The 25,699-nt window shown below is 75.2% G+C and carries 20 protein-coding genes, 1 tRNA gene and 1 pseudogene; 8 read left to right on the top strand and 14 right to left on the bottom strand.

Annotated elements, in window-relative coordinates; genetic code table 11:
* The 5 genes and pseudogenes from ABD323_RS27140 to ABD323_RS27120 all read right to left on the bottom strand — a co-directional run.
* Window positions 1-326 (bottom strand): annotated as a pseudogene (locus ABD323_RS27140) (hypothetical protein); the annotation flags it as partial.
* 324 nt (window positions 327-650) lie between these two features.
* Window positions 651-1,013, bottom strand: coding sequence for a mycothiol system anti-sigma-R factor (gene rsrA / locus ABD323_RS27135; RefSeq protein ID WP_344444605.1), 363 nt, complete (start codon window positions 1,011-1,013; stop codon window positions 651-653).
* Window positions 1,010-1,660: a sigma-70 family RNA polymerase sigma factor gene (locus ABD323_RS27130; protein ID WP_425556170.1), complete on the bottom strand. Its 651-nt coding sequence runs from the start codon at window positions 1,658-1,660 to the stop codon at window positions 1,010-1,012. Before ABD323_RS27130 ends, rsrA begins: the two co-directional genes overlap by 4 nt.
* A 410-nt stretch (window positions 1,661-2,070) precedes the next feature.
* Window positions 2,071-2,745, bottom strand: coding sequence for an alpha/beta hydrolase family protein (locus ABD323_RS27125; protein ID WP_344444604.1), 675 nt, complete (start codon window positions 2,743-2,745; stop codon window positions 2,071-2,073).
* Window positions 2,745-3,500, bottom strand: a complete 756-nt coding sequence (locus tag ABD323_RS27120; RefSeq protein ID WP_344444603.1) for an SOS response-associated peptidase — start codon at window positions 3,498-3,500, stop codon at window positions 2,745-2,747. Before ABD323_RS27120 ends, ABD323_RS27125 begins: the two co-directional genes overlap by 1 nt.
* Before the next feature lie 174 nt (window positions 3,501-3,674).
* Here ABD323_RS27120 and ABD323_RS27115 point away from each other — a divergent pair, with 174 nt between their 5' ends.
* The 7 genes from ABD323_RS27115 to ABD323_RS27085 all read left to right on the top strand — a co-directional run bounded on the left by ABD323_RS27115 (window position 3,675) and on the right by ABD323_RS27085 (window position 9,412).
* Window positions 3,675-4,382: a M50 family metallopeptidase gene (locus ABD323_RS27115; protein ID WP_344444602.1), complete on the top strand. Its 708-nt coding sequence runs from the start codon at window positions 3,675-3,677 to the stop codon at window positions 4,380-4,382.
* A gap of 86 nt (window positions 4,383-4,468) precedes the next feature.
* Window positions 4,469-5,800, top strand: a complete 1,332-nt coding sequence (aroA, locus tag ABD323_RS27110) for a 3-phosphoshikimate 1-carboxyvinyltransferase (RefSeq protein ID WP_344444601.1) — start codon at window positions 4,469-4,471, stop codon at window positions 5,798-5,800.
* Window positions 5,801-5,816: 16 nt separating this feature from the next.
* Complete coding sequence (rsgA, locus tag ABD323_RS27105) at window positions 5,817-6,872, top strand: ribosome small subunit-dependent GTPase A (RefSeq protein WP_344444600.1); 1,056 nt, start codon at window positions 5,817-5,819, stop codon at window positions 6,870-6,872.
* 162 nt (window positions 6,873-7,034) lie between these two features.
* Window positions 7,035-7,358: a DMT family transporter gene (locus tag ABD323_RS27100; protein ID WP_344444599.1), complete on the top strand. Its 324-nt coding sequence runs from the start codon at window positions 7,035-7,037 to the stop codon at window positions 7,356-7,358.
* Window positions 7,359-7,416: 58 nt separating this feature from the next.
* Window positions 7,417-7,977 (top strand): Uma2 family endonuclease, encoded by a 561-nt coding sequence (locus ABD323_RS27095; RefSeq protein WP_344444598.1) that lies wholly within the window; start codon window positions 7,417-7,419, stop codon window positions 7,975-7,977.
* Window positions 7,978-8,035: 58 nt separating this feature from the next.
* The gene (gene hisN / locus ABD323_RS27090) at window positions 8,036-8,833 is read left to right on the top strand and encodes a histidinol-phosphatase (protein ID WP_344444597.1); all 798 of its coding nucleotides are present in this window, start codon (window positions 8,036-8,038) and stop codon (window positions 8,831-8,833) included.
* A 168-nt stretch (window positions 8,834-9,001) separates the two neighbouring features.
* Window positions 9,002-9,412 (top strand): Fur family transcriptional regulator, encoded by a 411-nt coding sequence (locus ABD323_RS27085; RefSeq protein WP_344444596.1) that lies wholly within the window; start codon window positions 9,002-9,004, stop codon window positions 9,410-9,412.
* Between the two features lie 86 nt (window positions 9,413-9,498).
* Here ABD323_RS27085 and ABD323_RS27080 read toward each other — a convergent pair whose 3' ends face one another.
* From ABD323_RS27080 to ABD323_RS27040, 9 genes are all read right to left on the bottom strand, one after another.
* Window positions 9,499-11,502, bottom strand: a complete 2,004-nt coding sequence (locus ABD323_RS27080) for a tetratricopeptide repeat protein (RefSeq protein ID WP_344444595.1) — start codon at window positions 11,500-11,502, stop codon at window positions 9,499-9,501.
* Window positions 11,503-11,847: 345 nt separating this feature from the next.
* Window positions 11,848-13,881, bottom strand: a complete 2,034-nt coding sequence (locus ABD323_RS27075; RefSeq protein ID WP_425556169.1) for a glycosyl hydrolase family 18 protein — start codon at window positions 13,879-13,881, stop codon at window positions 11,848-11,850.
* Window positions 13,882-14,011: 130 nt separating this feature from the next.
* Window positions 14,012-15,601, bottom strand: coding sequence for a chitinase (locus ABD323_RS27070; protein WP_344444607.1), 1,590 nt, complete (start codon window positions 15,599-15,601; stop codon window positions 14,012-14,014).
* Between the two features lie 291 nt (window positions 15,602-15,892).
* Complete coding sequence (locus tag ABD323_RS27065; RefSeq protein WP_344444593.1) at window positions 15,893-17,920, bottom strand: AfsR/SARP family transcriptional regulator; 2,028 nt, start codon at window positions 17,918-17,920, stop codon at window positions 15,893-15,895.
* Between the two features lie 209 nt (window positions 17,921-18,129).
* Window positions 18,130-18,203: transfer RNA gene (locus tag ABD323_RS27060), tRNA-Met, on the bottom strand.
* A 109-nt stretch (window positions 18,204-18,312) separates the two neighbouring features.
* On the bottom strand, window positions 18,313-19,410 hold the full coding sequence (locus tag ABD323_RS27055; RefSeq protein ID WP_344444592.1) for a PrsW family intramembrane metalloprotease: 1,098 nt from the start codon (window positions 19,408-19,410) through the stop codon (window positions 18,313-18,315).
* Window positions 19,411-19,485: 75 nt separating this feature from the next.
* On the bottom strand, window positions 19,486-20,349 hold the full coding sequence (gene trmB, locus ABD323_RS27050) for a tRNA (guanosine(46)-N7)-methyltransferase TrmB (protein WP_344444591.1): 864 nt from the start codon (window positions 20,347-20,349) through the stop codon (window positions 19,486-19,488).
* Between the two features lie 91 nt (window positions 20,350-20,440).
* Complete coding sequence (gene lhgO, locus ABD323_RS27045) at window positions 20,441-21,676, bottom strand: L-2-hydroxyglutarate oxidase (RefSeq protein WP_344444590.1); 1,236 nt, start codon at window positions 21,674-21,676, stop codon at window positions 20,441-20,443.
* Between the two features lie 138 nt (window positions 21,677-21,814).
* Window positions 21,815-23,413, bottom strand: coding sequence for an NsdA family TPR-like regulatory protein (locus ABD323_RS27040; RefSeq protein WP_344444589.1), 1,599 nt, complete (start codon window positions 23,411-23,413; stop codon window positions 21,815-21,817).
* 1,199 nt (window positions 23,414-24,612) lie between these two features.
* On the opposite strand from ABD323_RS27040, the gene ABD323_RS27035 reads away from it, so the two are divergent.
* Window positions 24,613-25,699 (top strand): macrolactam cyclase family protein (locus tag ABD323_RS27035; protein WP_486327157.1); only part of this gene is annotated, 1,087 nt, incomplete at its 3' end.

The following is a 25,699-nucleotide window of genomic DNA, read 5'->3' as shown; positions in this document are numbered from 1 at the left end:
CGGCCCGGCGCGCGCACGAGCAGCGCGCGGGTGGCCGGGTCGCGCACGGCCAGGTCGCGCACGGCCAGGTCGCGCAGCCGCCGCAGCAGTCGCAGGCAGGGGGTGGGCAGGCCCTGGGCCACCGACTCCCAACAGGCGTGCAGGAAGGCCAGCAGGGCGAGCTTGGGCCAGTCGACCGGATGGCCGAGCCAGCCGGGCAGCCCCGGCAGCGGGCTGAAGCGGGCCGGCAGCAGCGGCAGCAGGCAGCAGGTGCCGGCGCCGAGCACCAGCAGGACGTAGCCGAGGGCCGCCGCGGGCAGCTGCCCCGGTGCCCGGTCAGGGAGCATGCGGCTCCCGCGATCGACAGCGATCCCAGCCTCCCCACCTCAAGGCCCGTCCGGCGGCCGCGGGTTGCCCTTAGGTCGGTGTCCTGGGCCCGTCAGGAGAATAGGCCTCCGCCCGGCGCCCCAGACCCGTCCTCGCGCATTGCCCGCCCCAGCAGGGCCCACACTCACCCGATCGAGTGAAAGCGGCGAGCTGACGGTGCCTCACACCGCCCCGCCCGCACGGGCTCAGGGCCGGCCGGGAACACGCGGCGGGCCCCGGAGCACGGGTGTGTGCTCCGGGGCCCGCTCGGTCGGACAGGTCCTACCGGTGCGACGGGTACCGCGTCATTCGGCGGGGGTCGCCGCCACCGGCCCGGCGGCCAGCAGGCCACCGCCGTGGCCGGGGGTGTCGCTCTCCGCGGCCACCTCCAGCAGCGGCTCGCCGGTGCGCTGGCCCGCCCGGATGCTGTCGATCCGGGCCAGCACCTTGCTCCGCAGGTCGGACGGTGTGTCGTCGCAGCCGCAGGAGCGCTTGATCAGTGCCTTGATGGCCTGTTCGAGGCCGTACTTCTCCAGGCAGGGCGAGCACTCCTCGAAGTGCTGGCGCAGCTTGGCGCAGTCGCCCTCGGCCATCTCGTTGTCGAGGAACTCGTAGAGGTGGTCAAGCACCTCGCCGCAGTCCGTGGCGTGCGGACCTCCGCAGCTCATGAGCCCGTGCCTTTCGCCTCGCGCCCAGCCCCGCTGCCGGCCGGGACCAGTCCGCGCTCACGCGCGTAGTCCTCCAGCATGCCCCGCAGTTGGCGGCGGCCTCGGTGCAGCCGGGACATCACCGTACCGATGGGGGTCCCCATGATGTCGGCGATCTCCTTGTATGCAAAGCCCTCGACGTCCGCGAGGTAGACCGCGATGCGGAACTCCTCGGGGATCGCCTGCAGGGCGTCCTTCACGTCACTGTCCGGCAGGTGGTCCAGGGCCTGGGTCTCCGCCGAGCGCAGACCGGTCGACATGTGCGACTCGGCCCGGGCCAGCTGCCAGTCCTCGATCTCCTCGGCGGCGGTGCGCTGGGGCTCCCGCTGCTTCTTGCGGTACGAGTTGATGAAGGTGTTGGTCAGGATGCGGTACAGCCAGGCCTTGAGGTTGGTGCCCTCACGGAACTGGTGGAAGGAGGCGTACGCCTTGGCGAAGGCCTCCTGCAGCAGGTCCTCGGCATCGGCCGGGTTGCGGGTCATCCGCAGCGCCGCCGAGTACATCGGGTCCAGGTACCCCAGGGCATCGCGCTCGAAGCGCGCCCGGCGGGCCTGCTCGCTCTCGTCGGAGGAGACCCGGAAGGTGTCCTCACCGATCGCCTCGGCCAGCTCGTCGCCGGTCAGCGGCTCGGTCCCCGACGGTTCGGTCCCCGACTGGGCCGACGGCTCGGACCCGGCTGCGGGGTCGGGCCCGCCCAGGTCCTGGTTCGGCTCGTCCTCGGTCGCGACGACCGGACCCACCTCCTCGTTGTTTCGGGCCCGATCCACGGTGGACCGCCCCGGAAGCGAGGATATCGGGCTCACGGGCTTCTCGCCCGCGACAAGCCACTCCGACCATGGGACGTAGGCGCTCTGCGCGCTCCGCTCCTCGGGTCGCTCGGGGCACGCGATCGAACCCATGTGCGCTGCCTTTCCACCGGCGGTACTGCTGACGAAGGGGTTAACCCACCCCGTCGTGCGGACATTCCCGACCGAGCACGAATCCCCGCCGCCCGCCAGCCGGCGCCCCGGGCCGGGAGCTACGGCGCCACGGCCAGCCCCAGCCCCACCAGCCAGCGCGCGACCGCCTCGGTGATCGGCACCAGCGGCGCCTGCGCCTGCGGCGGGGCCGACCTGGGCACCGCGAAGCCGTGCCCGGCGTACGGCACCTCGGTCAGCTCGTGCCCGGCCGGCAGCGCCGGGAACTCCTGCGGGGTGCCGAAGGTGTCCCGGCCGCCCTGCACCACCAGCGTCGGCAGCCCGCTCCCCAGCAGCTCCTCGGCCCGCGAGCGCTCCGGGCGTCCCGGCGGGTGCAGCGGGAAGGCCAGCGCCAGCACCGCCACCGCCCCGTCGGCCGCGCCCGTGCGGCAGGCCACCCGGGCGCCGGCGCTGCGCCCGCCGACCCCCAGCGGCGCGCCCTGCGCCACCAGGAGCTCGGCGAGGCGCCGCCAGCCGACGTCCAGCGTCTTGGGCGCCGGCGCCACCCTGCGGCCGGCCACCCGCCAGGGCTGCTCGACCAGCGCGACGCTCACCCCGTACGCGGGCAGGGCCGCGGCCAGCGCCGCCAGGTCGGGCGCCTCGATACCGCCGCCGGCGCCGTGGCCCAGCGCCAGCACCGAGCGCAGCGGGCCGAGCGCCGGGTAGCGGCTGATCCGCGCCTCGCCCACCGGCGTCGTCACCGGGATCCGTTCCACCCGCACGGGCTGATCGGTCATCAGAAGAGCGCTCCCTCGGACTCGGCGGTGGCCGGGGCGGTCAGCCCCGGGTGGTTGTTGCGGATGCTGCCGACCGCCGAGGAGACCGCCCGGACCCCGAGCAGGCCCGGCGCGGGCGCCACCAGCAGCGAGCGCGCGTGGTCGGCGTCGTCCAGCGCCGGGTCCAGCCAGGCGTCGAAGGCCTCCGGCTGGAGGTAGAGCGGCATCCGCTCGTGGATCGGCGCCAGCAGCGGCTCGGCCTCGGTGGTCACGATGGTGCAGGTCACCAGCCAGCCACCGGGGTGGTCGGCGGGCCGGCTGCGGTCGCGCCAGAACTCGTAGAGCCCGGCCAGGGCCAGCGGTGCGCCGTCCAGCCGGCTGACGAAGAACGGCTGCTTGCGCGGCCGGCCCCGCCCGGTCCCGCTCTCGACGGTCTGCCACTCGTAGTAGCCGTCCACCGGGAGCAGGCAGCGGCGGGAGGCGAAGGCCTGCCGGTAGGCCGGCTTCTCGTGCACGGTGTCGGCCCGCGCGTTGATCATCTTCACCGCGGTCTGCGGCGAGTTCGACCAGGCCGGCACCAGGCCCCAGCGCAGCTGCCGCAGCTGGCGCACCGGCTCCCGACCGCCCCTGGGCACCCGCTGCACGACCGCCAGGACCGGATCGGTCGGTGCCACGTTCCAGCTCGGCGCCGGCGCCTCGGCCGGGTCCCACTGCCGCACGCCGAAGAGCTCGACGATGTCCTCGGGCGCCGTGCTCGCCGCGAATCGACCACACATGCCGCCAGCCTCCCACGTCCCGGACGGGCCTTCTCATCCACCCGGTGCAACCGGCGGCTACCCTCACACGGTCCTCCCGTGGGAGGCTGCCCTCCCATCCGGCGGGACCGGCCACCACACCGGCCCGGCCCGGGCCCCCGACACCCGATCCACCCGCGCAGCTAGGACGAAGCCATGGACCACAGCATCGACGGCGTCTGGCAGCGGGTCCTGGGCACCCAGCCCGACCCGCCGCGCTGGCTGGTGCTGGGCTGCGCCGCCGCGGCCCTGCTGGCGATAGTGCCGCACCCGCTCTGGCGGCTGAGCCGCAACGTGGTGACCATCGCGCACGAGGGCGGCCACGGCCTGATCGCCCTGCTGACCGGGCGCCGGCTGGCCGGCATCCGGCTGCACTCGGACACCTCGGGCCTGACCGTCTCCTCGGGGCGGCCGACCGGCCTGGGCATGATCCTGACCGCCGCGGCCGGCTACACCGCCCCCTCGCTGCTCGGTCTGGGCGGCGCCGCGCTGCTGGCCGCCGGCCACATCACCGCGCTGCTGTGGATCTCGATCGCCCTGCTCGCCGCCATGCTGATCATGATCAGGAACGCCTTCGGGCTGCTCTCGGTGGTGGTCACCGGCGCCGCCTTCTTCGCGATCTCCTGGTACGGCGGCCCGCAGCTGCAGGCCGGCTTCGCCTACCTGGGCGTCTGGTTCCTGCTGCTGGCCGGGGTCCGCCCGGTGGTCGAGCTGCAGGGCAAGCGCCGCCAGGGCGGGGCGCACGACTCGGACGCCGACCAGCTGGGCCGGCTCACCGGGGTGAGCCCGCTGCTCTGGGTGACGCTCTTCCTGGTGGTGGCGCTGGCCTGCCTGCTGGTGGGCGGCAGCAGGCTGCTGGGCTGAGACCACCGCCGACGGCGCGCCGCCCGCCCGTCCGCCCCTCGGAACACGGCGCGGGCGGTGGGCGAACCGACCCCTAAACTGGCGGCATGACCGAGACCCTGTGGCCCGCCCCCGTCGCGACCGCCGCCGTCGACGCGACCGTCACCATCCCCGGTTCCAAGTCCGTCACCAACCGGGCGCTGATCCTGGCCGCCCTGGCGTCCGAGCCCGGTTGGGTGCGCCGGCCGCTGCGCAGCCGTGACTCCCAGCTGATGGCCGACGGCCTGCGGGCGCTCGGCGTGGGCATCGAGGAGCAGGTCAACAACTCCTCCGGCGGCACCGGCGGCGGGGAGGCGTGGCGGATCATCCCGGCCGGCCGACTCAGCGGCCCGGCCCGGGTGGACGTCGGCAACGCCGGCACGGTCATGCGCTTCCTGCCGCCGCTGGCCGTGCTGGCCGACGGCCCGGTGCACTTCGACGGCGACCCGCGCAGCCACGAGCGTCCGCAGCACGGCGTGATCGACTCGCTGCGCGCGCTGGGCGCCCGGATCGAGGACGGCGGGCGCGGCGGGTTCCCGCTCACCGTGCACGGCACCGGCGCGCTGGACGGCGGCACCGTCGAGCTGGACGCCTCGTCCTCCTCGCAGTTCGTCAGCGCCCTGCTGCTCTCCGGCGCCCGCTACAACCAGGGCGTGGAGATCCGCAACGTCGGCGGCCCGGTGCCCTCGCTGCCGCACATCCGGATGACCGTCGACATGCTGCGCCAGGCCGGCGTGCAGGTGGACGCCCCGGAGGACGGCGGCGAGAAGGACGTCTGGCGGATCACCCCCGGGGCGCTGCTCGGCCGCGACCTGGTGGTCGAGCCGGACCTCTCCAACGCGGCGCCGTTCTTCGCCGCCGCGCTGGTCACCGGCGGCCGGGTGACGGTCCGGGACTGGCCCCGGCACACCACCCAGCCCGGCGACCAGCTGCGCGAGCTCTACACCCGGATGGGCGGCAGCTGCCGCTTCACCGACGAGGGCCTGGAGTTCACCGGCGGCGGCGCGGTGCACGGCATCGAGGCCGACCTGCACGACGTCGGCGAGCTGACCCCGGTGATCGCCGCCGTCGCCGCGCTGGCCGACTCCGAGTCGCACCTGTACGGCATCGCCCACCTGCGGCTGCACGAGACCGACCGGCTCGCCGCGCTGGCCAGGGAGATCAACGACCTGGGCGGCGACGTCTCGGAGACCGAGGACGGCCTGCGGATCCGCCCGCGCCCGCTGCACGGCGGCGTCTTCCACACCTACGAGGACCACCGGCTGGCCACCGCCGCCGCGGTGCTGGGCCTGGCCGTGCCCGGCGTGCAGGTGGAGAACGTGGCGACCACCGCCAAGACCCTGCCGGACTTCCCCCGGATGTGGGCCGACCTGCTCGATCCGGCGGCGGCGAAGGTCTGAGCGGGAGACGAGCAGCATGCGCCGCTACGGCAAGGACGCCGACGAGGACGACATCCGCAACCGCCCGGCCCGCAAGGGATCCCGGCCGCGGACCCGGATCCGCCCCAAGCACGAGGACGCCGCCGACGCGATGATCCTGACCGTCGACCGCGGCCGGCTGACCTGCCTGGTCGAGGCCGGCACCAAGCGCGAGCGCGAGGTCGTCGCCATGAAGGCCCGCGAGCTGGGCCGCAAGGGGGTGGTCGTCGGCGACAACGTCAACCTGGTCGGCGACCTCTCCGGCGAGCCGGACACCCTGGCGCGGATCGTGCGGGTGGAGGAGCGCAGCTCGGTGCTGCGCCGCACCGCCGACGACGACGACCCGTACGAGCGGATCGTGGTGGCCAACGCCCACCAGCTGGCCATCGTGATCGCCCTGGCCGACCCGGAGCCGCGCCCCCGGCTGATCGACCGCTGCCTGGTGGCGGCCTACGACGCCGGCATGCAGCCGCTGCTGGTGCTCACCAAGTCGGACCTGGCCCCGGCCGCGGCCCTGCTGGAGTCCTACGCGCCGCTGGGCATCGACTACGTGGTCACCCGCCGCGACGAGCTGGAGACGGCCGGCGCGGAGGCGGTCCGCGAGCACCTGCGCGGGCTCTCCACGGTCTTCATCGGCCACTCCGGGGTCGGCAAGACCACCCTGGTCAACGCCCTGGTGCCGGCCCACCAGCGAACCACCGGCCACGTCAACGCGGTGACCGGGCGCGGGCGGCACACCACGGTCTCCGCGCTCGCCCTGCGGCTGCCCCCGCCGCCCGGGGCCAAGCCCGGCTCGAAGAAGGCGCTGGACCCGGGCTGGGTGATCGACACCCCCGGTTTCCGCTCCTTCGGCCTGTCCCACATCGACCCGTCCCGGGTGATCCTGGCCTTCCCCGACCTCGAACCGGGCACGGTCGACTGCCCGCGCGCCTGCAGCCACGACGAGCAGGACTGCGCGCTGGACGCCTGGGTGGCCGAGGGCCACGCCGAACCGGCCCGGCTCTACTCGCTGCGCCGGCTGCTCTCCACCCGGGAGACCCGCGAGGGCGACTGACCCCGGCGACCGACCCGGGCGAGGGCCCGCGGCCGGCGCGGGTGGGACCGGCACGGAGGTGTGAGATCACCTCCGGCCGGTGATCATAGGAGCGTCGGGGTGACCGACACCGCCCGCACGCGCCCCCTCTCGACGCTCCGCCGGACCCAGGGAGACGAGCCGATGGCATGGTTCATGGTGGTCCTCGCCGGCCTGCTGGAGACCGGCTTCGCGATCAACCTCAAGCTGAGCCACGGTTTCACCCGGCTCGTCCCCACCATCGCCTTCGCCCTCTTCGCGCTGGCCAGCTTCGGCCTGCTGACGCTCTCCCTCAAGCACCTGCCGGTCGGCAGCGCCTACGCGGTCTGGACCGGCATCGGCGCGGCCGGCACCGCGATCTACGGGATGATCTGGATGGACGAGTCCAGCTCGGTCCTCAAACTGGTCTCGATCAGCCTGGTCATCGCCGGCGTGGTCGGCCTCCAACTGAGCGGCTCCGGCCACTGATCCGCGCGGGAACAGTGAGGTGTGCCAGCATGGGGAGCAGCGACTCTGGAGGTTCGGTATGACCGTGATCGACGAGCGGGCCCACCGCTTCCTCGACTCCATCGAGATCCCCGAGGGCTACCGGGTGGAACTGCTCAATGGGGAGATCATCTTGACGCCGTCCGGCAAGCCGTTGCACTGGCGGATCCAGTCGGCACTGCTCAAGCAGTTCTGGCAGTACGACAGCTGGGAGACCGTAGCCGAGCAGACCATCCGACACCCTCGGTTCGGCGACGAGCCCCAGCCCGACCTCTGTGCCCTGTCGGCATCGGCCCCGGCCGACCAGGAGGGTACCTACCAGGCCGAACACGTCGAGTTGGTCGTCGAGGTGCTGTCGAAGAGCACCCGGGCCACCGATCTCCTGACCAAGGTCGAGGTGTACAGCCGGTTCGGCATCCCCCTGTACCTGATCATCGACCCGTTCAAGCGCCAGTGCACCCTCCACCGCTTCCCCAAGGCCGAAAGCTACGGTGACGCCGTCACGCTCGACTTCGGCCGCGGGGTCCACCTGCCGGAGCCCTTCGGCTTCACGCTCGACACCACCTCCTTCCCCTCCTACCGCTCGACCGGCGACTCCTGAGCGTCCGGCACGCGAGCCGAGCTGTCGAGATCGTGCACGGCTCGCTACTGTTCGATCCATGGCCGACTACCACGATGACCTCCGCCTCGCCCACGTCCTCGCCGACTCGGCCGACTCCATCACCCTGGCGCGCTTCAAGGCGCTGGACCTGAAGGTCGAGACCAAGCCGGACCTGACCCCGGTCAGCGACGCCGACAAGGCCGCCGAGGAACTGGTGCGCAGCGTGCTGCAGCGGGCCCGGCCGCGCGACGCGGTGATGGGCGAGGAGTTCGGCCTGGTCGGCTCCGGGCCGCGGCGCTGGGTGATCGACCCGATCGACGGCACCAAGAGCTACGTGCGCGGCGTGCCGGTCTGGGCCACCCTGATCGCGCTGCTGGAGCTCGGCCCGGACGGCGAGGAGCAGCCCGTGGTCGGCATCGTCTCGGCCCCCGCGCTGAACCGCCGCTGGTGGGCCGCCAAGGGCCTGGGCGCCTACGCGGGACGGGGGTTGGCGAAGGCCGGCCGGATCTCGGTCTCCCGGGTCTCGCGGATCGAGGACGCCTCGCTCTCGTACTCCTCGCTGACCGGCTGGGAGGAGCGCGGCCGCCTCGACCCGTTCCTCGACCTCACCCGGGCCTGCTGGCGCACCCGCGCCTACGGGGACTTCTGGTCCTACATGCTGGTCGCCGAGGGCTCGGTGGACATCGCCGCCGAGCCGGAGCTGAGCCTGTGGGACATGGCCGCGCCGTGCATCGTGGTGCAGGAGGCCGGCGGGCGCTTCACCGGCCTGGACGGCATCGACGGGCCGGGCGGGGCGGACGCGGTGGCCTCCAACGGGATCCTGCACGAGGAGGCGCTGCGCCGCCTGAGTGTGTGAGCCGTCCACGGCATGGGTGCGGGCCCCGACGATCAGTCAGCTGATCGTCGGGGCCCGCGGTCATCGGGTGGTGCGGCGCGGCCGCAGCCGCTCCTGGGGACGATCCTAACTTAGACTTTATCCAAGTCAATACTCGACCGAAGTTCGGAACTTGCTATCGTTCCCGTCATGAGCGATCTCCTGGCACGGCTGCGCGAGCAGGGCTGGCGACTCACCGCGCAGCGGCGCGTGGTGGCCGAGGTCCTCGACGGCGACCACGTGCACCTCACCGCCGACGAGGTGCACGCCCGCGCCGTGGACCGGCTGCCCGAGATCAGCCGCGCCACGGTCTACAACACGCTCGGCGAGCTGGTCCTGCTGGGCGAGGTGCTGGAGGTGAGCACCGACGGCCGGGCCAAGCGGTACGACCCCAACGCGCACCGGCCGCACCACCACCTGGTCTGCTCGGCCTGCGGCACCATCCGCGACGTGCACCCGGACGGGGACCCGCTCGCCGCGCTGCCGGCGGCGGAGCGCTTCGGCTTCGCCGTCTCCGACGCCCGGATCACCTACCGCGGACTCTGCCCGGCCTGCCGCTAGGGCTCGGGCCCCGGTCCGGCCACCCCGCGGATCGGGACCGGCCGGTCCTGACCCACCGGTCCCGATCCGCCGGTCCGACCCGCGGCTCAGGCGCTGAGTTCCGGGTGCAGCGCGTCCAGCAGCCGGGCCGCGCGCTCGGCGACCTCGGCCGGGCCGTAGTCGGTCGCCCGGCGGCACCAGTTCTCGGCCTGCACCGGCTCACCGCGCCGCAGCGCGAGCAGGGCCAGGCGCAGCGCGGCCCGGCCGTGACCGGCGTCGGCGGCCCGGGTGTACCAGATCATCGCCTCCGCCTCGTGCTCCTGACGGGCCAGCAGCAGGCCCAGGTTGAAGGCCGCGCTGCGGCTGCCGCTCCCGGCCGCCCGGCGGTACCAGCTCTCCGCGATCTTCAGCGCGCCGCGCTCGGCGGCGGCCACGCCCATCCGCACCTGCGCCCGGCTGTGCCCGGCGTCGGCCGCCACCGCGTACCAGTGCTCGGCCTCGGCCTCCTGGTCACCGCGCCGGTCCAGCAGCGAGGCCAGCCGGAAGGCGCCCTCGGCCGAGCCGCCGGCGGCCGCCTGGCGGTAGCGCTCGAGTGCGGCGCCGAGGTCGCCGCGCTGCTCCTTGGCCACCGCGAGCTGCAGCGCCGCCTCGCCGTGACCCTCGGCCGCGGCCCGCGCGTACCACTCCTGGGCCTGCTGGTGCTCACCGCGCCCGGCGTGCAGGATGCCGAGGTTGAAGGCGCCGTCCACGCTGCCGGCCTCGGCGGCCCGGGAGAACCAGGGCTCGGCGCCGGACTCGTCCCCGCGCTGCAGCAGCACCACGGCCAGCGCGTTGCAGGCCTCCCGGTGCCCGGCGTAGGCGGCCCGGCGGTACCACTGCTCGGCCTGCGCCTCGCGCCCCGCGCCCGCGCAGAGCAGCCCGAGGTTGAAGGCGCCGTTGTGGTCGCCGGCGTCCAGCGCGGCGCGGTACCAGCGCTCGGCGGCGCCGTCCTCACCGCGGCCGGCGTGCAGGGCGCCGAGCGCGTTGGCGGCGTTGCCGTCGCCCGCCTCGGCCGCCTCCTGCCACCACTCGGCGGCGGCCACCAGGTCGCCGCCGTCGCGCAGCAGGAAGCCCAGCGCGCAGGCCGCCCGCGGCTCGCCGTTCTGCGCGGACTGCCGGTACCAGCGGGCCGCCTCCTCGCGCAGCTGCGGGTCGCCCTGGCCGCGCTCCTCGATCAGCACGCCCAGCCGCAGCGCGGCGCGGGCGTGGCTGCGCACCGCGGCCGTGCGGTACCAGGTCTCGGCGCTCTCCTTGTCGCCGCCCGCCTCGCGCATCCGGGCGAGGGGGTAGGCGGCCTCGCGGTGGCCGGCGTCGGCGGCCGCCTTGAACCAGCGCTCGGCGCGCACGTCCCGCCGGTGCTCCATCAGGTCGCCCAGCGCGTAGGCCCCCAGCGCGTGGCCCTGGTCGGCGGCGAAGTGCAGCCAGTACTCGGCCGACTCCTCCTCGCCGTGGTCGCGCAGGTAGAGGCCGAGCGCGTGCGCGGCCGGGGCGCTGCCGGCCACCGCGGCCGCCCGCCACCACTGGCCGGCCTCGGCGCGCAGGCCGCGCTGGTGCAGCAGCACCCCGAGGTTGTTGGCGGCCGCCCGCAGGCCGGCGCCCGCGGCCTTGCGCAGATGCGGTTCGGCGTCGTCCAGGTCGCCGCGGCGCAGCAGCAGCGCGCCCAGCAGGCTGGCGGCGTTGGGGTCGCCGGACTCGGCGGCGGCGCCGGCGCGGGTCTCCAGCGCGGCACACTCGCGGGCGGCCAGTTCGCTCTCGAAGCTCGCGGTGTCCAGGCCCGCGCCCTCGTGGTCCAGCGCGCCGGCCGTCGCGACGCCGGGGTCGGGGCGCACCGAGAGTCCGACGGTCGGACGCTCCACCGCGGCGGGGCGCGCGGGCCCGTCCACCGGGTTCGGGTAACGGCCGCCCAGTTGCGGGACCGGGACGGGCTCCAGGCTCTCCGGTCCGTAGGAGCGGTCGGGCGCGGTCCGTCGGCCACGCTGTGCGGGCACGGCGGAGCCGTCCTCGTCGCCGTGACCGTCGCCGCTGTCCCGGGCGGGGTCGGCGTCGGGCTCGTGCCTGCCGATCAGCTTCATGCCGACTCCCGCTCCCCCCGAGTGCTACGGCATACCCCAGGGGCGCTCGCGGTCCCACGGCCCGTCAGAAGCCGCGCACCGTCCCCCATGTGGTCCATCGTCGCATCACCCGATACCCGCGTACACCTTGCCGGCGCGACTTTGCCGGGCCGGGCCGAAGCCGGCGAGATTGCTTCAGCGCTTTGTCGATTTCCCGACACTTGCGTCCCACAAACCCCGATCCCCCCGGGAATGCGCCACGCGTGCGCCAATAGTACCGGAGGCGGTGCCACCGCTTCGGGTGACACCGCCTCCGCCCCCGCCCCACCGGCCCGCGGGGCCGGATCAGCGGGCTCTCACGTCACCTCAGCTCACGCTGAAGTCGTCCGCGTAGTAGGTCCCCTGGCCGTACCAGCCGTGCACCCAGATGGTCACCGAGGTGACCGAGGCGCCGGTGGTGAACTTGGTCGTCAGGTGCGACCAGGCGGGGCCGGAGGTCCAGGTCGAGGTGTCGGCGCCGGAACCGGTCACCCCGAGGTAGGTGTAGTTGCCCTGCACCCAGCCGGAGAGGGTGTAGGTGGTGTTCGGCTTCACCGTGACGGCCTGCGAGCACTGGGCGGCGTCGCTGCTGCCGGCAGCACCCGCCAGGGCGTGCGAGCCGGAGTGGGCCGGGCTGCTCACCACCGAGCCCAGGTTTCCGCTACAGGTCCACGGGGAGAGCGAGCCGGACTCGAAGCCGCCGTTCACCACGATCCCGCCGGGCGGGTTGGTGGGCGAGGCGGTGGTGGTCGGGCTGGTGGTGGGGCTGGTCGTGGGACTACTGGTGGGGCTGGTGGTCGGGCTGCTGGTGGGGCTGCTGGTCGGCGAGGACGTCGGGCTGGACGTCGGGGACGAGGTCGGCGAGGAGCTGGGGCTCGGGGACGGGGCCGGGCAGCTGGAGGCCGAGCCGCTGGTGTCGGTGACCACCGCGTTGAAGAGCGTGGCCGCCGGGTCCAGGTCGTAGAGCGAGAACATCATCGAGCCGCCGAGGCCGTTGCAGTGCAGGTAGTCGGCCTTGGCCTGGATCGACTGCTTGTCCTCACCGGACCAGAGGTTGGTGCCGTCGTAGAAGTACGCGGCCTGCGAGAGGGGGTCCCAGAAGGTGTCCGCGGCGTTGTCCACCACCCCGGACAGTTCCTTGTACATCCGGGTGCCCGCCACGTTGCCCGAGTCGGCCGCACCCGGCGCCGGGCCGGTGGCGGTCTGGAAGAGCCCGTGGTTGGCGCCGGCCGGCACGCCGGTCCAGCCGCGGTAGTAGAACGGCACGCCCATGTTGAGCTTGTTGGCCGGGAAGCCGCCGGGGATGCCGTACTGCGGGTCGCCGACCGTGTAGGCCTTGATCGCCTCGTCGGCCGAGTACTTGGCCGTTCCGGGGGCGATCACCTGGGAGGGGTCGGCCGGGTTCTCGTAGATCGGCGCCTGGTGGTTGGTGGGCCCGGTGGGCTCCCAACCCCCGTGCATGTCATAGGTCATGGGGTCGCCGAAGGTCAGGTACTGGCCGATCTTGTCGGTCTCCACGGACTTGATCTTGTCCTGGCCGGCCGGCAGCGCGGCGGAGAGCGAGTAGGTCTTGCCGTCGGTGGCGCCCTGGGCGTTCAGCTCGGTGCGGAACTCCGCCAGCAGCGCGGTGAAGTTCTGCTTGTCGGCCGCCGAGGAGTGGTTGCCGGTGTGGCCGCCGCCGCCCGGGTACTCCCAGTCGATGTCGAAGCCGTCGAAGATGCCCTTGCCGGTGCCCGCACCGCCGTAGCCGCCCTGCGAGGGCAGGTTGCCCTTGATGAACATGTCGATGCAGGACGAGACCAGCTTCTTGCGCGAGGCGTCGGTGGCCGCGGCGTCCGAGAAGTACTTGGAGTACGTCCAACCGCCCAGGCTCAGCACCACCTTGAGGTTCGGGTACTTCGCCTTGAGCTCCTGGAGCTGGTGGAAGTTGCCGGCGATCGGCTGGTTCCAGGTGTCCGTGGAGTTGTCGACGCTGTTGCCGTTGGCGTACGTCTTGCCGTAGTCCGCGAACGAGTCGCCGGCCCCGTCACCCGCGTTGGGGTTGTTCTCGTCCTGCGAGGCGGCCGAGTTGGCCTCGAAGCAGGTGAGGTTGGTGGGGTCGATGTTCTCGAAGTCGTACAGCAGGTAGTTCAGCTTGCCGGCCTCGCCGGTGGTGTCGACGTTCTTGAGGTAGAACGCGTTCTGGTAGACCGCCCACTGGTCGTAGTAGGCGACCTTGATGCCTCCCGAACTGGCGGGCGCACCGGTGGTGTTGGTGGGGGCGGCCAGTGGGGTGGCCACCACGCTCTGGGATGCCTGGGCATGAGCCATGCCCAGCACCGACAGGGCGCTGCCCAGCATGATCGCGGCAGCTGAGGTCACCGCCCAAGCCGGTCGTCTGGTTGCGCGCATTCTGGTTCTCTCCTGTTGCCGTGGGGGTGGGAGAAACCCGCTCGCCCTGACTCGGGTGCGCGTCGGGGAGAGGACGTGCGGGAGCTGGTGCGACGGTCGGTCAGGGCATGCCGTGGAGGTGGCCGCCGACCGTCGAGGCGATGGAACCGCCGTTCTTGGCGTCCCAGTTGGTGGACCAGGTCATCGCGCCACCGATGCCGGGCCAGGTGGCGGTGGGCTTGAAGACACCGCAGTGGGTCCCGCTCGCGAGGCAGTCCAGTGCGTTGTCGACGACGGTCGGCGAGACGTAGCCGCTGCCCGCCGCGCTGGTCGAGGCGGGCACGCCCAGGCCGACCTGGCTCGGCGCGAGGCCGCCCTTGAGCTGGATGCAGGCCAGCGCGGTGAGGAAGTCCACGCCGCCCTGGGAGTAGACGTTGCCGTCGCAGCCGAGCATCGAACCGGAGTTGTAGTACTGCATGTTGACGATGCTGAGGATGTCCCTGGTGTTCAGCGCCAGCTTGAAGTACTCGGTGCCGGTGGACTGCATGTCGATGGTCTGCGGCGCCATGGTGAGCACGAAGCCGCTGCCGGCCCTCGCCGCCAGCGTGTGCAGCGCCTGCCCCAGGTAGGTGGCGCTGACGCCGTTCTCCAGGTCGATGTCCACGCCGTCGAAGCCGTAGTTCTGCATCAGGGCGTAGGCGCTGCTCGCGAAGTTGGCGGCCGAGGTCGCGTCACCGACCGAGATGGTGCCGTTCTGGCCGCCGATCGAGATGACCACCTTCTTGCCGGCCGCCTGCTTGGCCCTGATGTCGGCCTTGAACTGGGCGTCGGTGTAGCCGCCGAGCTTGCCGGCCAGCGTGCCGTCCAGGGTGAAGGTGATGCCGCCGGGCTTCGTGGGGTCGGCGTCGGCGAAGGCCACCGCGATGATGTCGTAGGCCGCGTTGACGTCACTGATCCGCTGGTCGGTGGCGCCGTTGTCGAAGTCCTGCCAGTACCCGGTGAGCCGGTGCGCGGCCGGGTTGCCGGGGCCGGTGGGCGTCGCGGTCGCGGTCGGCGTGGCGGTCGCGGTGGGCGTGGCGGTCGGCGTCGCGGTGGCGGTGGGCGTGGCAGTGACGGTGGGCGTCGCGGTCGGCGAGGACGTCGCCGGCGGGGTGGAGGTCAGCGTCGGCAGGGGCGATCCGGGCGGCCCGGCCAGCGCCAGGTCGTCCGCGCCGTAGGCACCCGTGCCGTACCAGCCGTGCAGGTAGACCGTCACCACCGTGCTCGACCCGGTGGTGAAGGTGGTGCTGAGCTGGTTCCACGCCGAGTTGGTGCTCCAGGTGGAGGTGTCGGTGGCGCCGGTCCCGCTCACGCCCAGGTAGACGTAACTGCCCTGGACCCAGGCGCTGAGCGCGTAGCTCGCGTTGGGCAGCACCCTGACCTGCTGGGTGCACTGCGCGTTGTCACTGCCGGCCGGGGTCGCCTGCAGGGCGCGGGAGCCGCTGTGGACCGGGGCGGCCACGGCGGCGCCGGAGGAGGCCGAACAGCTCCAGCCGGCCAGCCCCTGCTCGAAGCCCGGATTGGCGAGCAGGTTGGGCACGTCGGCGCGCGCGCTGCCGCCGGTGGCGAGCAGCAGCGCGCCGGCCACGGCCAGCGCGAGGGCCAGCACGGCGGCCAGTGCGGCGCGGGCGGCCGGCGTGGTCGGCCGGTCGGCCGCGCCGGGTCTTCTCATCGACTGTCCGGTCGCACGGTGCACGGGGCAACTCCTCGGCTCGCTGGGATTGCGGGAGGCAGGGCGGCTCGGTGGGGTGAGCCGCGCCGGTGACGCGGAACGCAGGCAGCAGGGAGGCGGGCACCTCGGGCACGGCTGGGCAGCTCGTCCCGGGGCCCGGCACACAGAGTGGACTAGACCAAATAGCCGGTCAAGGGTGACCAGCCCGCCGGGCGCCACCGGGCGCACCGTCAAGGCCCTTGCCCTCAGGGGCCGTTCGACGTCCCGACGGATCGGCGCCGGTCAGCGCGGTCAGGCCGGCGGTCGGATCCGATCGGACGGCATCCGGATTCCATCCGCCGTCCATCCGGCCACCGGGCGACCACCGGGCAGCTCGTCCGAAGGCGACGGCACCGGCGCAGACGACGGCGACGGCACCGGCGGTGTGCCGTGCCGTCCGTAGAGCGCGGTCAGCGGGTGCAGCCGGTAACGGCCGTCGGCCGCGGCCAGCAGCAGGCCGTGCGCGGTCAGCAGGTCGAGCAGTTCCTCGGCCCGCTCCTCGGTCCGCCCCAGCAGCCGGCCCGCCCGCTCCGCGGTGAAACCGTCGGCTCCCGGGCCCTGCACCGAGCGGCTCAGCGAGCGCAGTGCCCAGGCGGCCGCCGCACCGCCTGGCCCGTCCAGCAGTCGCCGCTCGGCCGAGCCCAGTGCCTGCGCCACCCCGCCCCCGCCGGGGCTCAGTTCGGCCAGCCGGCGACGCTCGTCGGCCAACCGGGCCACCAGCGGGGCCAGACCCCGCCCCGGCCGGGCCGCCACCCGGGCGACGGCCGAACGCAGCGCCAGCGGCAGCCCGGCGCAGGCGGCCAGCACCGCCTGCTGCCCGCCGGCGCCCGCCCCCGCTCCCCCACCGGCAGCCGCCCGCGGACCGGGCCCGGGACCGGCCCGCTCGCCCGCCTCCGCCAGTAGCCGCCCCAGCAACCGGCCCTCCTCCACCGGCCCCAGGCAGTCCAGCGGCACCGCCCAGGCCCCCGGCAGCCCGGCCAGCCGGCCCCGGCTGGTGACCAGCACCGCGCACCCCGGCGAGCCCGGCAGCAGCGCCGCCACCTGCCGCTCGCCGGCCGCGTCGTCCAGCACCAGCAGCAGCCGGCGTCCCGAGGCGACCGACCGGAAGAGCGCCGCCCGGCTCTCCGGCCCGGCCGGCAGCAGGGCCGGCTCGACGCCCAGGTCCGTCAGCAGCCGTCCCAGCAACTCGGCCGGCTCGCGCGGCCGCCCGTCCGCCTCGTGCAGCGCGGCGTACAACTGCCCGTCCGGGAAGCGCTCGCGCAGCCGGTGCGCGGCGTGCACCGCGGTCGCCGTCTTGCCGACCCCGGGCGGCCCGCTCAGCACCACCACCGGGACGGCCCCCATCCGGCGCACCGGGCCGGTCCCCAGGATCCGGCAGACCGCCCGGACCTCGGCTGTCCGGCCCGTGAAGTCCGCCAGATCGGTGGGCAGTTGGGCCGGCCGCCAGGTGACCCGCAACGGTCCGGGACCGGCCGCGGCCGGCCCGTCCAGCTCCAGGCGCGGGTCGGTGCACAGGATCCGCCGGTGCAACTCGTCCAACTCCCGCCCCGGCAGCAGCCCGAGGTCGGCGACCAGCAGCTGCCGGGTCTCCGCGAAGACCGCCAGCGCCTCGCTCTGCCGCCCGGCCCGGTAGAGGGCCAGCATCAGCAGCCCGCGCAACCGCTCCCGGTGCGGGTGACCGGCCGCCAACAGGCCGAGCTCGGCGACGACTTCGTGATGGCGGCCGAGCAGCAGGGCCAGCTCGAAGCGCTCCTCGGCACTCGCCAGCCGCAGCTCCGCCAGCCGTCCGCGGTGCAGCGCGGCGAACGGTCCGGGCAGGCCGTCCAGCGCGCCACCGCGCCACAGCGCGAGGGCGCCGTCCAGGGCGGCCAGCGCGCCGGGCAGGTCACCGGAGGTCCGCTGGGAGCGGGCCCGCAGCCGGGCCGCCTCGAACTCGTGCAGGTCCAGGCAGCCGGCGCCGACCGCCAACCGGTAGGCGGCACCGCGCGAGGAGAGCACGCCGTCCAACGCCCGCCGCGGCCGGTCCGGTTCCAGGAGCTGGCGCAGTCGCGACACGTAGGTCGCCACCAGGCCGGGCGAGTTGGCGGTGGCCCTGGGCCCCCAGACCGCCTGCACGATCTGCTCCCGGGGTACCGGCTCGTTGGCCCCGACCAGCAGCACCGCCAGCACCGCCCGTTGCATCGCCGGCCCGGCGTCGCACTCCGCCTGGGCCCGGCGGACCAGCAGCGGCCCGAGCAGCCCGTACCGGAGCTCCCCGCCGTCCACGCCCCCCGAGGCCATCGGCCCGCTCCTCTCCGGTCCCGGCGGAGGACCGCAGGGTGGACCCACGGTGGACCAGCGCGCGGGCGGCGTCAACAGCGTCCCGGGAAAAAGTTGTCGCCCGCGCGACAAGCGGCCGCGAGGGCTACGGGAGGGGCTGCCGGGGACTGCCACCCGGCCGGTGGAAACACCGAAGGCCCGGAGGAGATCCTCCGGGCCTTCGACGAGAGTAGCGGGGACAGGATTTGAACCTGCGACCTCTGGGTTATGAGCCCAGCGAGCTACCGAGCTGCTCCACCCCGCGTCGGTAAACCCAACAGTACGGGATGCTGACCGGGAAGGGAAATCGCTTCCACGAGCGGCCCCCGCCCGCACTCCCGTCCTCCCCGACCGGGGCCCCGCCGCGCGCCGCCCTACGGCGAGCGGCCGTGCGACCAGAGGGCGAGCCCGGTGAGCAGGACGAAGCAGGGCACCATCAGCAGCGCGTAGACCAGCAGGAACTCGTGGGTCCCGCGGCCGGCGGCGGTGTTCCACGCCCCGTGCAGGGCCACCGCCAGCAGCAGGCCGCCGGGGGCGGCGAGCCGGGCCGGCCAGCGCCGCCGGGCGGTCAGCGTGACGGCCAGGCCCACCCCGGTCAGGGCGGTGAAGAGCGGGTGGGCGAAGGGCGAGAGCAGTGCGCGCAGGACGAAGGTGTGCACGGTGTCGTCGTAGTCGCGCAGGCTGGGGCTCATCCCCAGGCCGATCGAGTCCAGCCGCTGGCGCTGGTCGTCGGTGAAGGCGCGGCCGAGGTAGAGGACGTTCTCGGTGAAGGCGAAGCCGCAGGCGGTGATGCCGCTCAGCACGATGCCGCTGGCCACCGCCCGGCGGCGCAGCCGGGCCCGGTCCGCACGGGTGGGCCCGGGGCCCGGCGGGGCCTGCCCGCAGCCGTCCTCGCGGGCCTCGCCGCAGTGGCCGGCGTTGCCGTCCGCGCCGTCGCGTCCCGACCGGCCGCGGGCGGCGCGCCGCAGCGGGAGCATCGTGAGGACCAGGACCACGCCCTTGGCGGTCTCCTCGATCAGCGGGGTGGCGAACTCGGCGCCGAGCGTCTGGCCGCGGGCGCTGCCCTGCAGCGCGGTGAGGTAGTCGCTGGCCCAGCCGTTGGCCAGCAGGGCGGCGGTGGTGGCCGCGCAGGAGCCCCAGGCCAGGCAGAGCGCCAGCCGGCGGGCGGGCACCTGCGCGCTCTGGTTGAGCCAGGTCAGCGCGCCGAGGACGAACGGCACCGGAAGCACGGCCAGGCCCAGCCCGACCAGCAGCCCGGTGGTGCCGGTCTGCGACTGGACCAGGTGCACGATCAGGACGGCGCAGGCGCCCAGCAGCAGCGCGCTCGCGGCGGGCCCGGCCAGCGGGTGGCGCAGCGCGGCGAGGGCGCCCGCCCACGCGGGGGCGGGCCCGGGGGCCGACGGCGGTGCCGTGGTCGGCTCCGAGCCGGGGACGACCGCCGCACGCGGTCCGTCGCTCGACCCACTGCTCACCCGGAAAGCGTAGGGGACGGGCGTCCCCGGGGGTGGCGGAAGCGGCACAATCCGTACCGCTCGCCTCACCCAGCGTCAGATCCGGCGGAAGAGCAGGTCGTGCACCACGTGGCCCTTGGCGATCCCGGCGCGCTCGAACTTGGTGAGCGGCCGCCAGTCGGGGCGCGGGGCGTAGCCGGGGACGGTGCCGTCGGCGGCCCGCTGCTCGTCCGTCCAGGCGCTGCCGTCGCCCTCGGGGTGCAGGTTGACCAGTTCGGGGCGCACGGTGAGGGCGTCGAGCATCTGCTCGGCGTAGGGCTCCCAGTCGGTCGCGCAGTGCACGAGCGCGCCGGGCGCGAGCCGGGGCAGCACCAGGTCGAGGAAGGACTGCTGGACCAGCCGGCGCTTGTGGTGCTTGGGCTTGGGCCACGGGTCGGCGAAGTAGACCCGCAGGCCGGCCAGGCAGGAGTCGGGGAGCATGTCGCGCAGCAGGATCACCGCGTCGCCGGCGGCGAGGCGCACGTTCTGGGCGCCGTCGCGCTCCAGCAGGTTCAGCAGGTTGCCGTGGCCGGGGGTGTGCACGTCGGCGGCGAGGATGCCCATCGCCGGGTCGGCGGCGGCCATCGCGGCGGTCGTCTCGCCCATCCCGAAGCCGATCTCCAGGGTGACCGGCAGGTCGCCGAAGAGGGCCGGCAGGTCGAGCGGGGTGCCGTCGATGGCCAGGCCGAACCGCTCCCAGTTGCGGTCCAGGGCGCCGGCCTGGGCCTGGGTCATCCGGCCGCGGCGCGGCTGGAAGCTGCGGATCCGCCGCTCGCTGTGCTGGGCTTCGGTGGCCAGATGCGGGTACATCGGGGCCGGGTAGCCGGCGGGGGCGGCGGAGAGCCGGGCCGAGGGGGAGTCGGCGAAGCGGCGGTTGCCGCCCTGGGCGGGGAGCTGGGGGGTGGGGGCAGTGGCAGTCACAATGCCGTCGATTCTACAAAGGGCGCGACGGGTCGGGCAGGGCGCCGGAGCGGCCCCGAGGCCCGGGCCCCGGAGCCGCCGGTCCGGGTGGTCAGCCGCCGCCCGCCAGCGCTGCCAGCGCCCGGCGGGCCACCTCGCGGCCGATCGCGAGCGAGGCGGTGGCGGCGGGCGAGGGGGCGTTGAGCACGTGCACCAGGCGGCGGGGCGAGGCGGGGTCGGCCGGGTCGAAGCCGGCGAAGGCGAAGTCGTCCAGCAGTGAGCCGTCCCGGGCCACCGCCTGGGCCCGGACGCCGGCGGTGGCCCGGACCAGGTCGGCGGCGGTGACGGCCGGCAGCAGGCGCTGCACGGCGGTGGTGAACGCCTCGCGGGAGAGCGAGCGGTGCAACTCGCCCAGCTCGTAGCGCCAGTGCCGGCGGGCGAGCCGCCAACTGCCGGGGAAGCGCAGGGTGTCGGCCAGGTCGCGGGCGCGCACCGTGCCCCAGTCGTAGCCCTCGCGGGCCAGCGCGGGGACGGCGTTGGGGCCCACGTGGACGTCGCCGTGGATGCCGCGGGTCAGGTGCACTCCGAGGAACGGGAAGGCCGGGTCGGGCACCGGGTAGATCAGGCCCCGCACCAAGTGCCGCTTCGAGGCGACGAGTTCGTAGTACTCGCCGCGGAACGGGACGATCCGCACCCCGGGGTCGTCGCCGGCCAGCCGGGCGATCCGGTCGCTGTGCAGGCCGGCGCAGTTGACCAGGACCGCGCAGCGCAGCTCGCCGGCGGCGGTCTGCACGGTGACCCCGTCGGCGCGCCGGTGCACCGCCCGCACCTCCCGGCCGGTGTGCAGCGCGGCACCCTGCTGCCGGGCGAGGCGGGCGTAGGCACCGGCCACCAGGCGGTAGTCGCAGATGCCGGTGGTGGTCACCCGCAGCGCGGCCACGCCGGCCGCCTCGGGCTCGTGCTCGCGGATCCCCTCGGGGGTCAACTCCTCGACCGGGATGCCGTTGCGCCGGCCGCGGGCGGCGAGTTCGGCGAGCCGCGGGAGCTCGGCGGTGGAGGTGGCCACGATCAGCTTGCCGGTCACCTCGTGGGGCAGACCCTGCTCACGGCAGAACGCCACCATCGCGGCGGCGCCCTCGGTGGCGTACCGGGCCTTGAGCGAACCGGGGCGGTAGTAGACGCCGCTGTGGATCACGCCGCTGTTGCGCCCGCTCTGGTGGGTGGCCGGCGCGCACTCCTTCTCCAGCACGCCCACCCGCAGCCCGGTGCGGGCGCCGGTCAGGGCGTAGGCGGTGGAGAGGCCGACGATTCCGCCGCCCACCACCAGGACGTCGTAGTCGTACGCCACTGCCGCTCCTTCGTCCAACGGCCCCCCGTCCGCCGCCGATCGTGCCACGGCGCGGCGCCGCGCGGCACCCCCCGGGCGGCGGGGCGGCCGGGCGGCGGACCGTGGGCGTGGACCGCGGAGGGTGGCGGCGGACAGGCCCTAGCCGGGAGCGGCCGGTACCAGGCGGGCCCGTTCGGTCAACTCGCGGACCCGGCGCTCGCCCTGGAACGGCTCCAGGTAGCGGATCATCTCGCGGACGTACTCCCGGCTGCGCTGCGAGGAGATCCGGCCGGCCACCTCGACGGCGCGCTCGCCGGCCTCGAGGGCGGCGTCCAGGTTGCCGGCCTCGGCCTCGGCCATCGCGGAGACCACCAGCCGCAGGCCGTGCGAGCGGACGAAGCCCTCGGTCGGCCGCGCGAGCGCCTCGCGGGTGAACTGGCGCACCTTGGTGGGCACTCCGAGATCGCGGAAGCACTCGGCGGCGTCGGCGGCGAGGCGGTCGTAGGCGTAGAAGTCGATCCAGGCCGGATCGAGGTCGCCGGTGCGGGAGCGCTCCAGGGTGCTCTCGGCCGCCGCCAGCGCGGTCGCGCACGGCCCGGCGTTCCCGGCCCGGGCCTGGGCGCGCGCCTCGACCAGGTGGAAGAAGCTCATGGTGCGGTTGGTGGCCAGGCCCCGGTTGCGCTCCAGGGCGGCCTGGGCGAGGTCCACGGCCTCCTCGGCGAAGCCGCGGTAGGCCGCCTGGAGGCTCATCGAGGCCAGCACGTAGCCGCCGAGCGGCACGTCGGCCGCCGCCCGGGCCAGGCGCAGGGCCTGGATGTAGTACCGCTGGGCCGCCTCGTGCTGGCCGGTGTCGAAGGCCATCCAGCCCGCCAGCCGGGTCAGTTCGGCGGTGGCGCCGAAGAGCGCGCGGCCCACCGCGTCGCTGTACGAGGCGAGCAGCAGCGGGGCGGCCTCCACCCGCAGGCACTCCGGCACCATCGACGAACGCCAGTCCCCTCCGCCGTACTTGGAGTCCCAGCGGCGGGCCTCCTGGGCGGCCTCGCGGAGCTTGGCGGCGTCCGCCTGACCGACCCGGTACCCGGAGCGCTCGCCGGCCCGCGCGCCCGGCGTGTCGGGCGTCTGGGGGGCGTGCGCGGGCGGGCGGGGCGCCTGCTGCGGGGCGGGCGGCGACAGTGCCGGCTGGGCCCGCCGCGCCGGCGGCACGGTGGGCACCGGAGGCCGCGCGGGGGGCAGGGCGGCCGCCGAGGGCAGGACCGGAGCCGTGAGCGCGTCGTTCTCGCCGCGGGCCACCGAGCCGTCCGCCGGGCTGATCAGCCAGCGCGAGACCGGCGTGGCGTACGCCGCCACCGAGAAGGTGCCGGCCAGCGCGTCGCTCCAGCGGGCCCCGCCGGGCCCGCGCCGCAGCTCCAGGTCGACCCGCCACAGGTCGGTGGCCGACCGGACCGCCTGCGCGACCTCGCGCGGGAAGGCCAGGCCCAGCTCGGGGGTGGGGTCGGTGTCGCCCAGGCCGATCTCCTCCAGCGGGACCGGCCGCCCCAGCTTGCCGCCGATCGCGGTGGCGATCAGGTGCGGCACCGGGCCCTGCGGGACCATGCCCTTGCTGACCCAGCGGGCCACCGAGGTCTTGTCGTACCGCAGCGTCAGGCCGCGCTGCGCGCCCAGGTCGTTGACCCGGCGGGCCAGGCCGGCGTTGCTGATCTGGGCCTGCGCCAGGAGGGCGCCGAGCCGTTCGTTGGGTCCTCGTGGGTTGATGCTCAAGGCGACGGCACCCCCTTGTCCGGTGTTCGCGGTCGGCTGGTGAGCGGGTGGCGATCGGGTGGTGCGCGGGCCGCCGGGGTGGGGCGGCGGGCGGGATCGCCCGGCGTGCTGGCACCTAGCGTAGTCGGCCGGGTTCCCAGGGTTAAGGGTCGGTATTCCGGATGGCGGGATCGCGCACCCGCCGGACGCGCCCCGGCCGGTCCGGGGCGGCCCCGCGGGGGCAGGGTTTCGGCCCGCGGCCCGCCGTTCGCGGGGCGGGTGCCGGGCGCCGGGGCGGTGCGACCGGTCGCCGGGCACGGGGTGCGGGGCAGGAGGAGGGCCGTGCTCCGGTCGCGTGTTGACGTGCGCCCACCTGTGCCCCCTGGCTCGCCCGGCACCCCGGCAGTTCCCTAGGGGCTGTGGGTCGGCCCGCCGTCGAGGACCCGGCGGGCCGGGGGATGCCGCTACCTCAGTTCCCCGCGGGTGGTGGCCGAGGTCCGGGAGGGCATGCGGATGCCCTCCCGGGCTTTGCGCCGCTTTTCGGCCATCCGGGGCCGGTGCGTCCGGGGAGGGCCGGGCCGTGATCGGGGCGTCGTGGCGGAGGGCGGCCGGGGCCGCCGGCCCGGGCCGGGCGCCGCGAATCGGACGCGCGGCGCCCGCGCCGGTCGGCTCCGGAGCGCCTGCCGTGGCGATCGGGCGCAGCGGCCGTGCCACGGGGTGGGGCGGTCGGTGGGGCGCCGGTCGAGCCGGGCGCGGGTGCCGCGCTCGGGTGCCGCGTTGAGCTGCCGTGCTGGTGTGCCGGCCGGGCCTGCCGCGCCTGGGGAGCCGGTTGGGCCGGTTGGGCCCTGCCGGGTCCGGTGAGGCGCGCGCCGCGCCGGCGGCCGTCCCCGCACAGGTCCCGCGGACCGGGCGGCGAGCCCCGGGTGGATCCCGGCCGACGCCGTCCGCGCCGCGCGGCCCGGGCCACGGAGGGGGAGGCCCGGCCCGCGCGGCACCCCAGGCGCGGCGCTCGCGGGCGGGTGCTCGGGGCGGTGTCCGAAATCCGACCGCCGCCGGCGCCGCCCCGCGTCCGAAATCACCCGTACCCCACCGGAATCACCCGACCCCGCGACGGGGTGCTCCGGCGCCTGCCGGTGGCACGATGTCTCCTGGCGCGGAGGCGAACTGACCACGGGTCGCCGCACCGGGCCCCGAGATGTGCACACCCCGGTGGAGGCGCGATGCGGTGGCTGGCGGGCTGGAGCGGCGGGGTGTCCCAGATCGGGATCCGGGGCCGCCGGGCCGGGATCGGGAGCGGTGGCCGGTCGGGCGGCGGCGTCGGATCCCCGGGCGTCGGATCCCTGGCTGGCGGAGCGCTGCGCGCCGGCGCGTACGCCGCGGCCACCGCCGTGCCGGCGCGGGTCCCGGGGGAGCCGGTCACCCTGCAGGACGCGCTCGCCGCGCTCGCCGCCGTCCGTCCGCTGGCCGCCACCGAGATCTGGACCGGCCCCGACCCGCTCTGGGCGGTCGGCGACTGGCGTGCCGAGGAGATCCGGCAGGCCGTGCTCTGCCCCGGCGGCCCGAACGAGGTCGTCACCGGGCCGGTCGCCGCCGACCTCGCGGCCGACACCGAGGCGGTGGCCCGGATGCTGGTGCTGGGCCACTGCGGCGCCAGCGACCGGGAGTTGGCCGCGGGCCTGGCCGCCGCCCGCGGCGGCGCCGTGCGCCACCTGGCCGGCTGGCCCGGCAGCTACACCGTGGTGCTGCGGATCGGCACCCGCAGCACGCTGCTGCTGACCGACCTGGCCGGCCTGCAGCCCGTCTTCCACACCCCGTGGTGCGGCGGCACCGCCTTCGCCACCGCCGGCCTGCCGCTGGCCGACCTGGTCGGCGCCCCGGTGGACACCGGGCACCTGGCGGCCCGGCTCGCCTGCCCCGAGTCGCCCGAGGCGATCGGCACCGGCACCCCGTACGCGGGGGTGGCCCGGGTCCCGCCCGGTCACACCCTCGCGATCCGCGGCGGCCGCCCGCACGTGACCGGCTACGACGACGAGGGGGAGCCCGGCACCGGCCCCGGCGCCGCGGGTGAGGCGCCGGCCGTCCGCGAGCTGACCCGCACGCTGCTGGAGGCGGTCCGCTCCCGGGTGCGCAGCTCGCCGGCGACGACGCCCGGCGCGCCGCCGCGCCCGCGGATCGGCGCCGACCTGTCGTACGGGACCGCCTCCACGGCGCTGGCGCTGCTCGCGGCCGCGGTGCCGATCGGACCGGCGCCCACCGTGGCGATCGGCGGCCCGCAGCCGGGCGACGCCGACCCCGGCGCCGACCAGC

The organism is Kitasatospora nipponensis (genome assembly GCF_039528135.1).
In the GTDB taxonomy this organism is placed as follows: Bacteria; Actinomycetota; Actinomycetes; order Streptomycetales; family Streptomycetaceae; genus Kitasatospora; species Kitasatospora nipponensis.
Note: the sequence above shows the minus strand (reverse complement) of the source record. Positions and strands in the feature narration are given on the sequence as shown.

Excerpts from the sequence above, each read along its gene's own strand:
- rsrA (WP_344444605.1), bottom strand. The coding sequence starts at position 1,013 with ATGAGCTGCGGAGGTCCGCACGCCACGGACTGCGGCGAGGTGCTTGAC.
- ABD323_RS27125 (WP_344444604.1), bottom strand. The coding sequence starts at position 2,745 with ATGACCGATCAGCCCGTGCGGGTGGAACGGATCCCGGTGACGACGCCG.
- ABD323_RS27120 (WP_344444603.1), bottom strand. The coding sequence starts at position 3,500 with ATGTGTGGTCGATTCGCGGCGAGCACGGCGCCCGAGGACATCGTCGAG.
- ABD323_RS27115 (WP_344444602.1), top strand. The coding sequence starts at position 3,675 with ATGGACCACAGCATCGACGGCGTCTGGCAGCGGGTCCTGGGCACCCAG.
- aroA (WP_344444601.1), top strand. The coding sequence starts at position 4,469 with ATGACCGAGACCCTGTGGCCCGCCCCCGTCGCGACCGCCGCCGTCGAC.
- rsgA (WP_344444600.1), top strand. The coding sequence starts at position 5,817 with ATGCGCCGCTACGGCAAGGACGCCGACGAGGACGACATCCGCAACCGC.
- ABD323_RS27100 (WP_344444599.1), top strand. The coding sequence starts at position 7,035 with ATGGCATGGTTCATGGTGGTCCTCGCCGGCCTGCTGGAGACCGGCTTC.
- ABD323_RS27095 (WP_344444598.1), top strand. The coding sequence starts at position 7,417 with ATGACCGTGATCGACGAGCGGGCCCACCGCTTCCTCGACTCCATCGAG.
- hisN (WP_344444597.1), top strand. The coding sequence starts at position 8,036 with ATGGCCGACTACCACGATGACCTCCGCCTCGCCCACGTCCTCGCCGAC.
- ABD323_RS27085 (WP_344444596.1), top strand. The coding sequence starts at position 9,002 with ATGAGCGATCTCCTGGCACGGCTGCGCGAGCAGGGCTGGCGACTCACC.
- ABD323_RS27080 (WP_344444595.1), bottom strand. The coding sequence starts at position 11,502 with ATGAAGCTGATCGGCAGGCACGAGCCCGACGCCGACCCCGCCCGGGAC.
- ABD323_RS27070 (WP_344444607.1), bottom strand. The coding sequence starts at position 15,601 with ATGAGAAGACCCGGCGCGGCCGACCGGCCGACCACGCCGGCCGCCCGC.
- ABD323_RS27065 (WP_344444593.1), bottom strand. The coding sequence starts at position 17,920 with ATGGCCTCGGGGGGCGTGGACGGCGGGGAGCTCCGGTACGGGCTGCTC.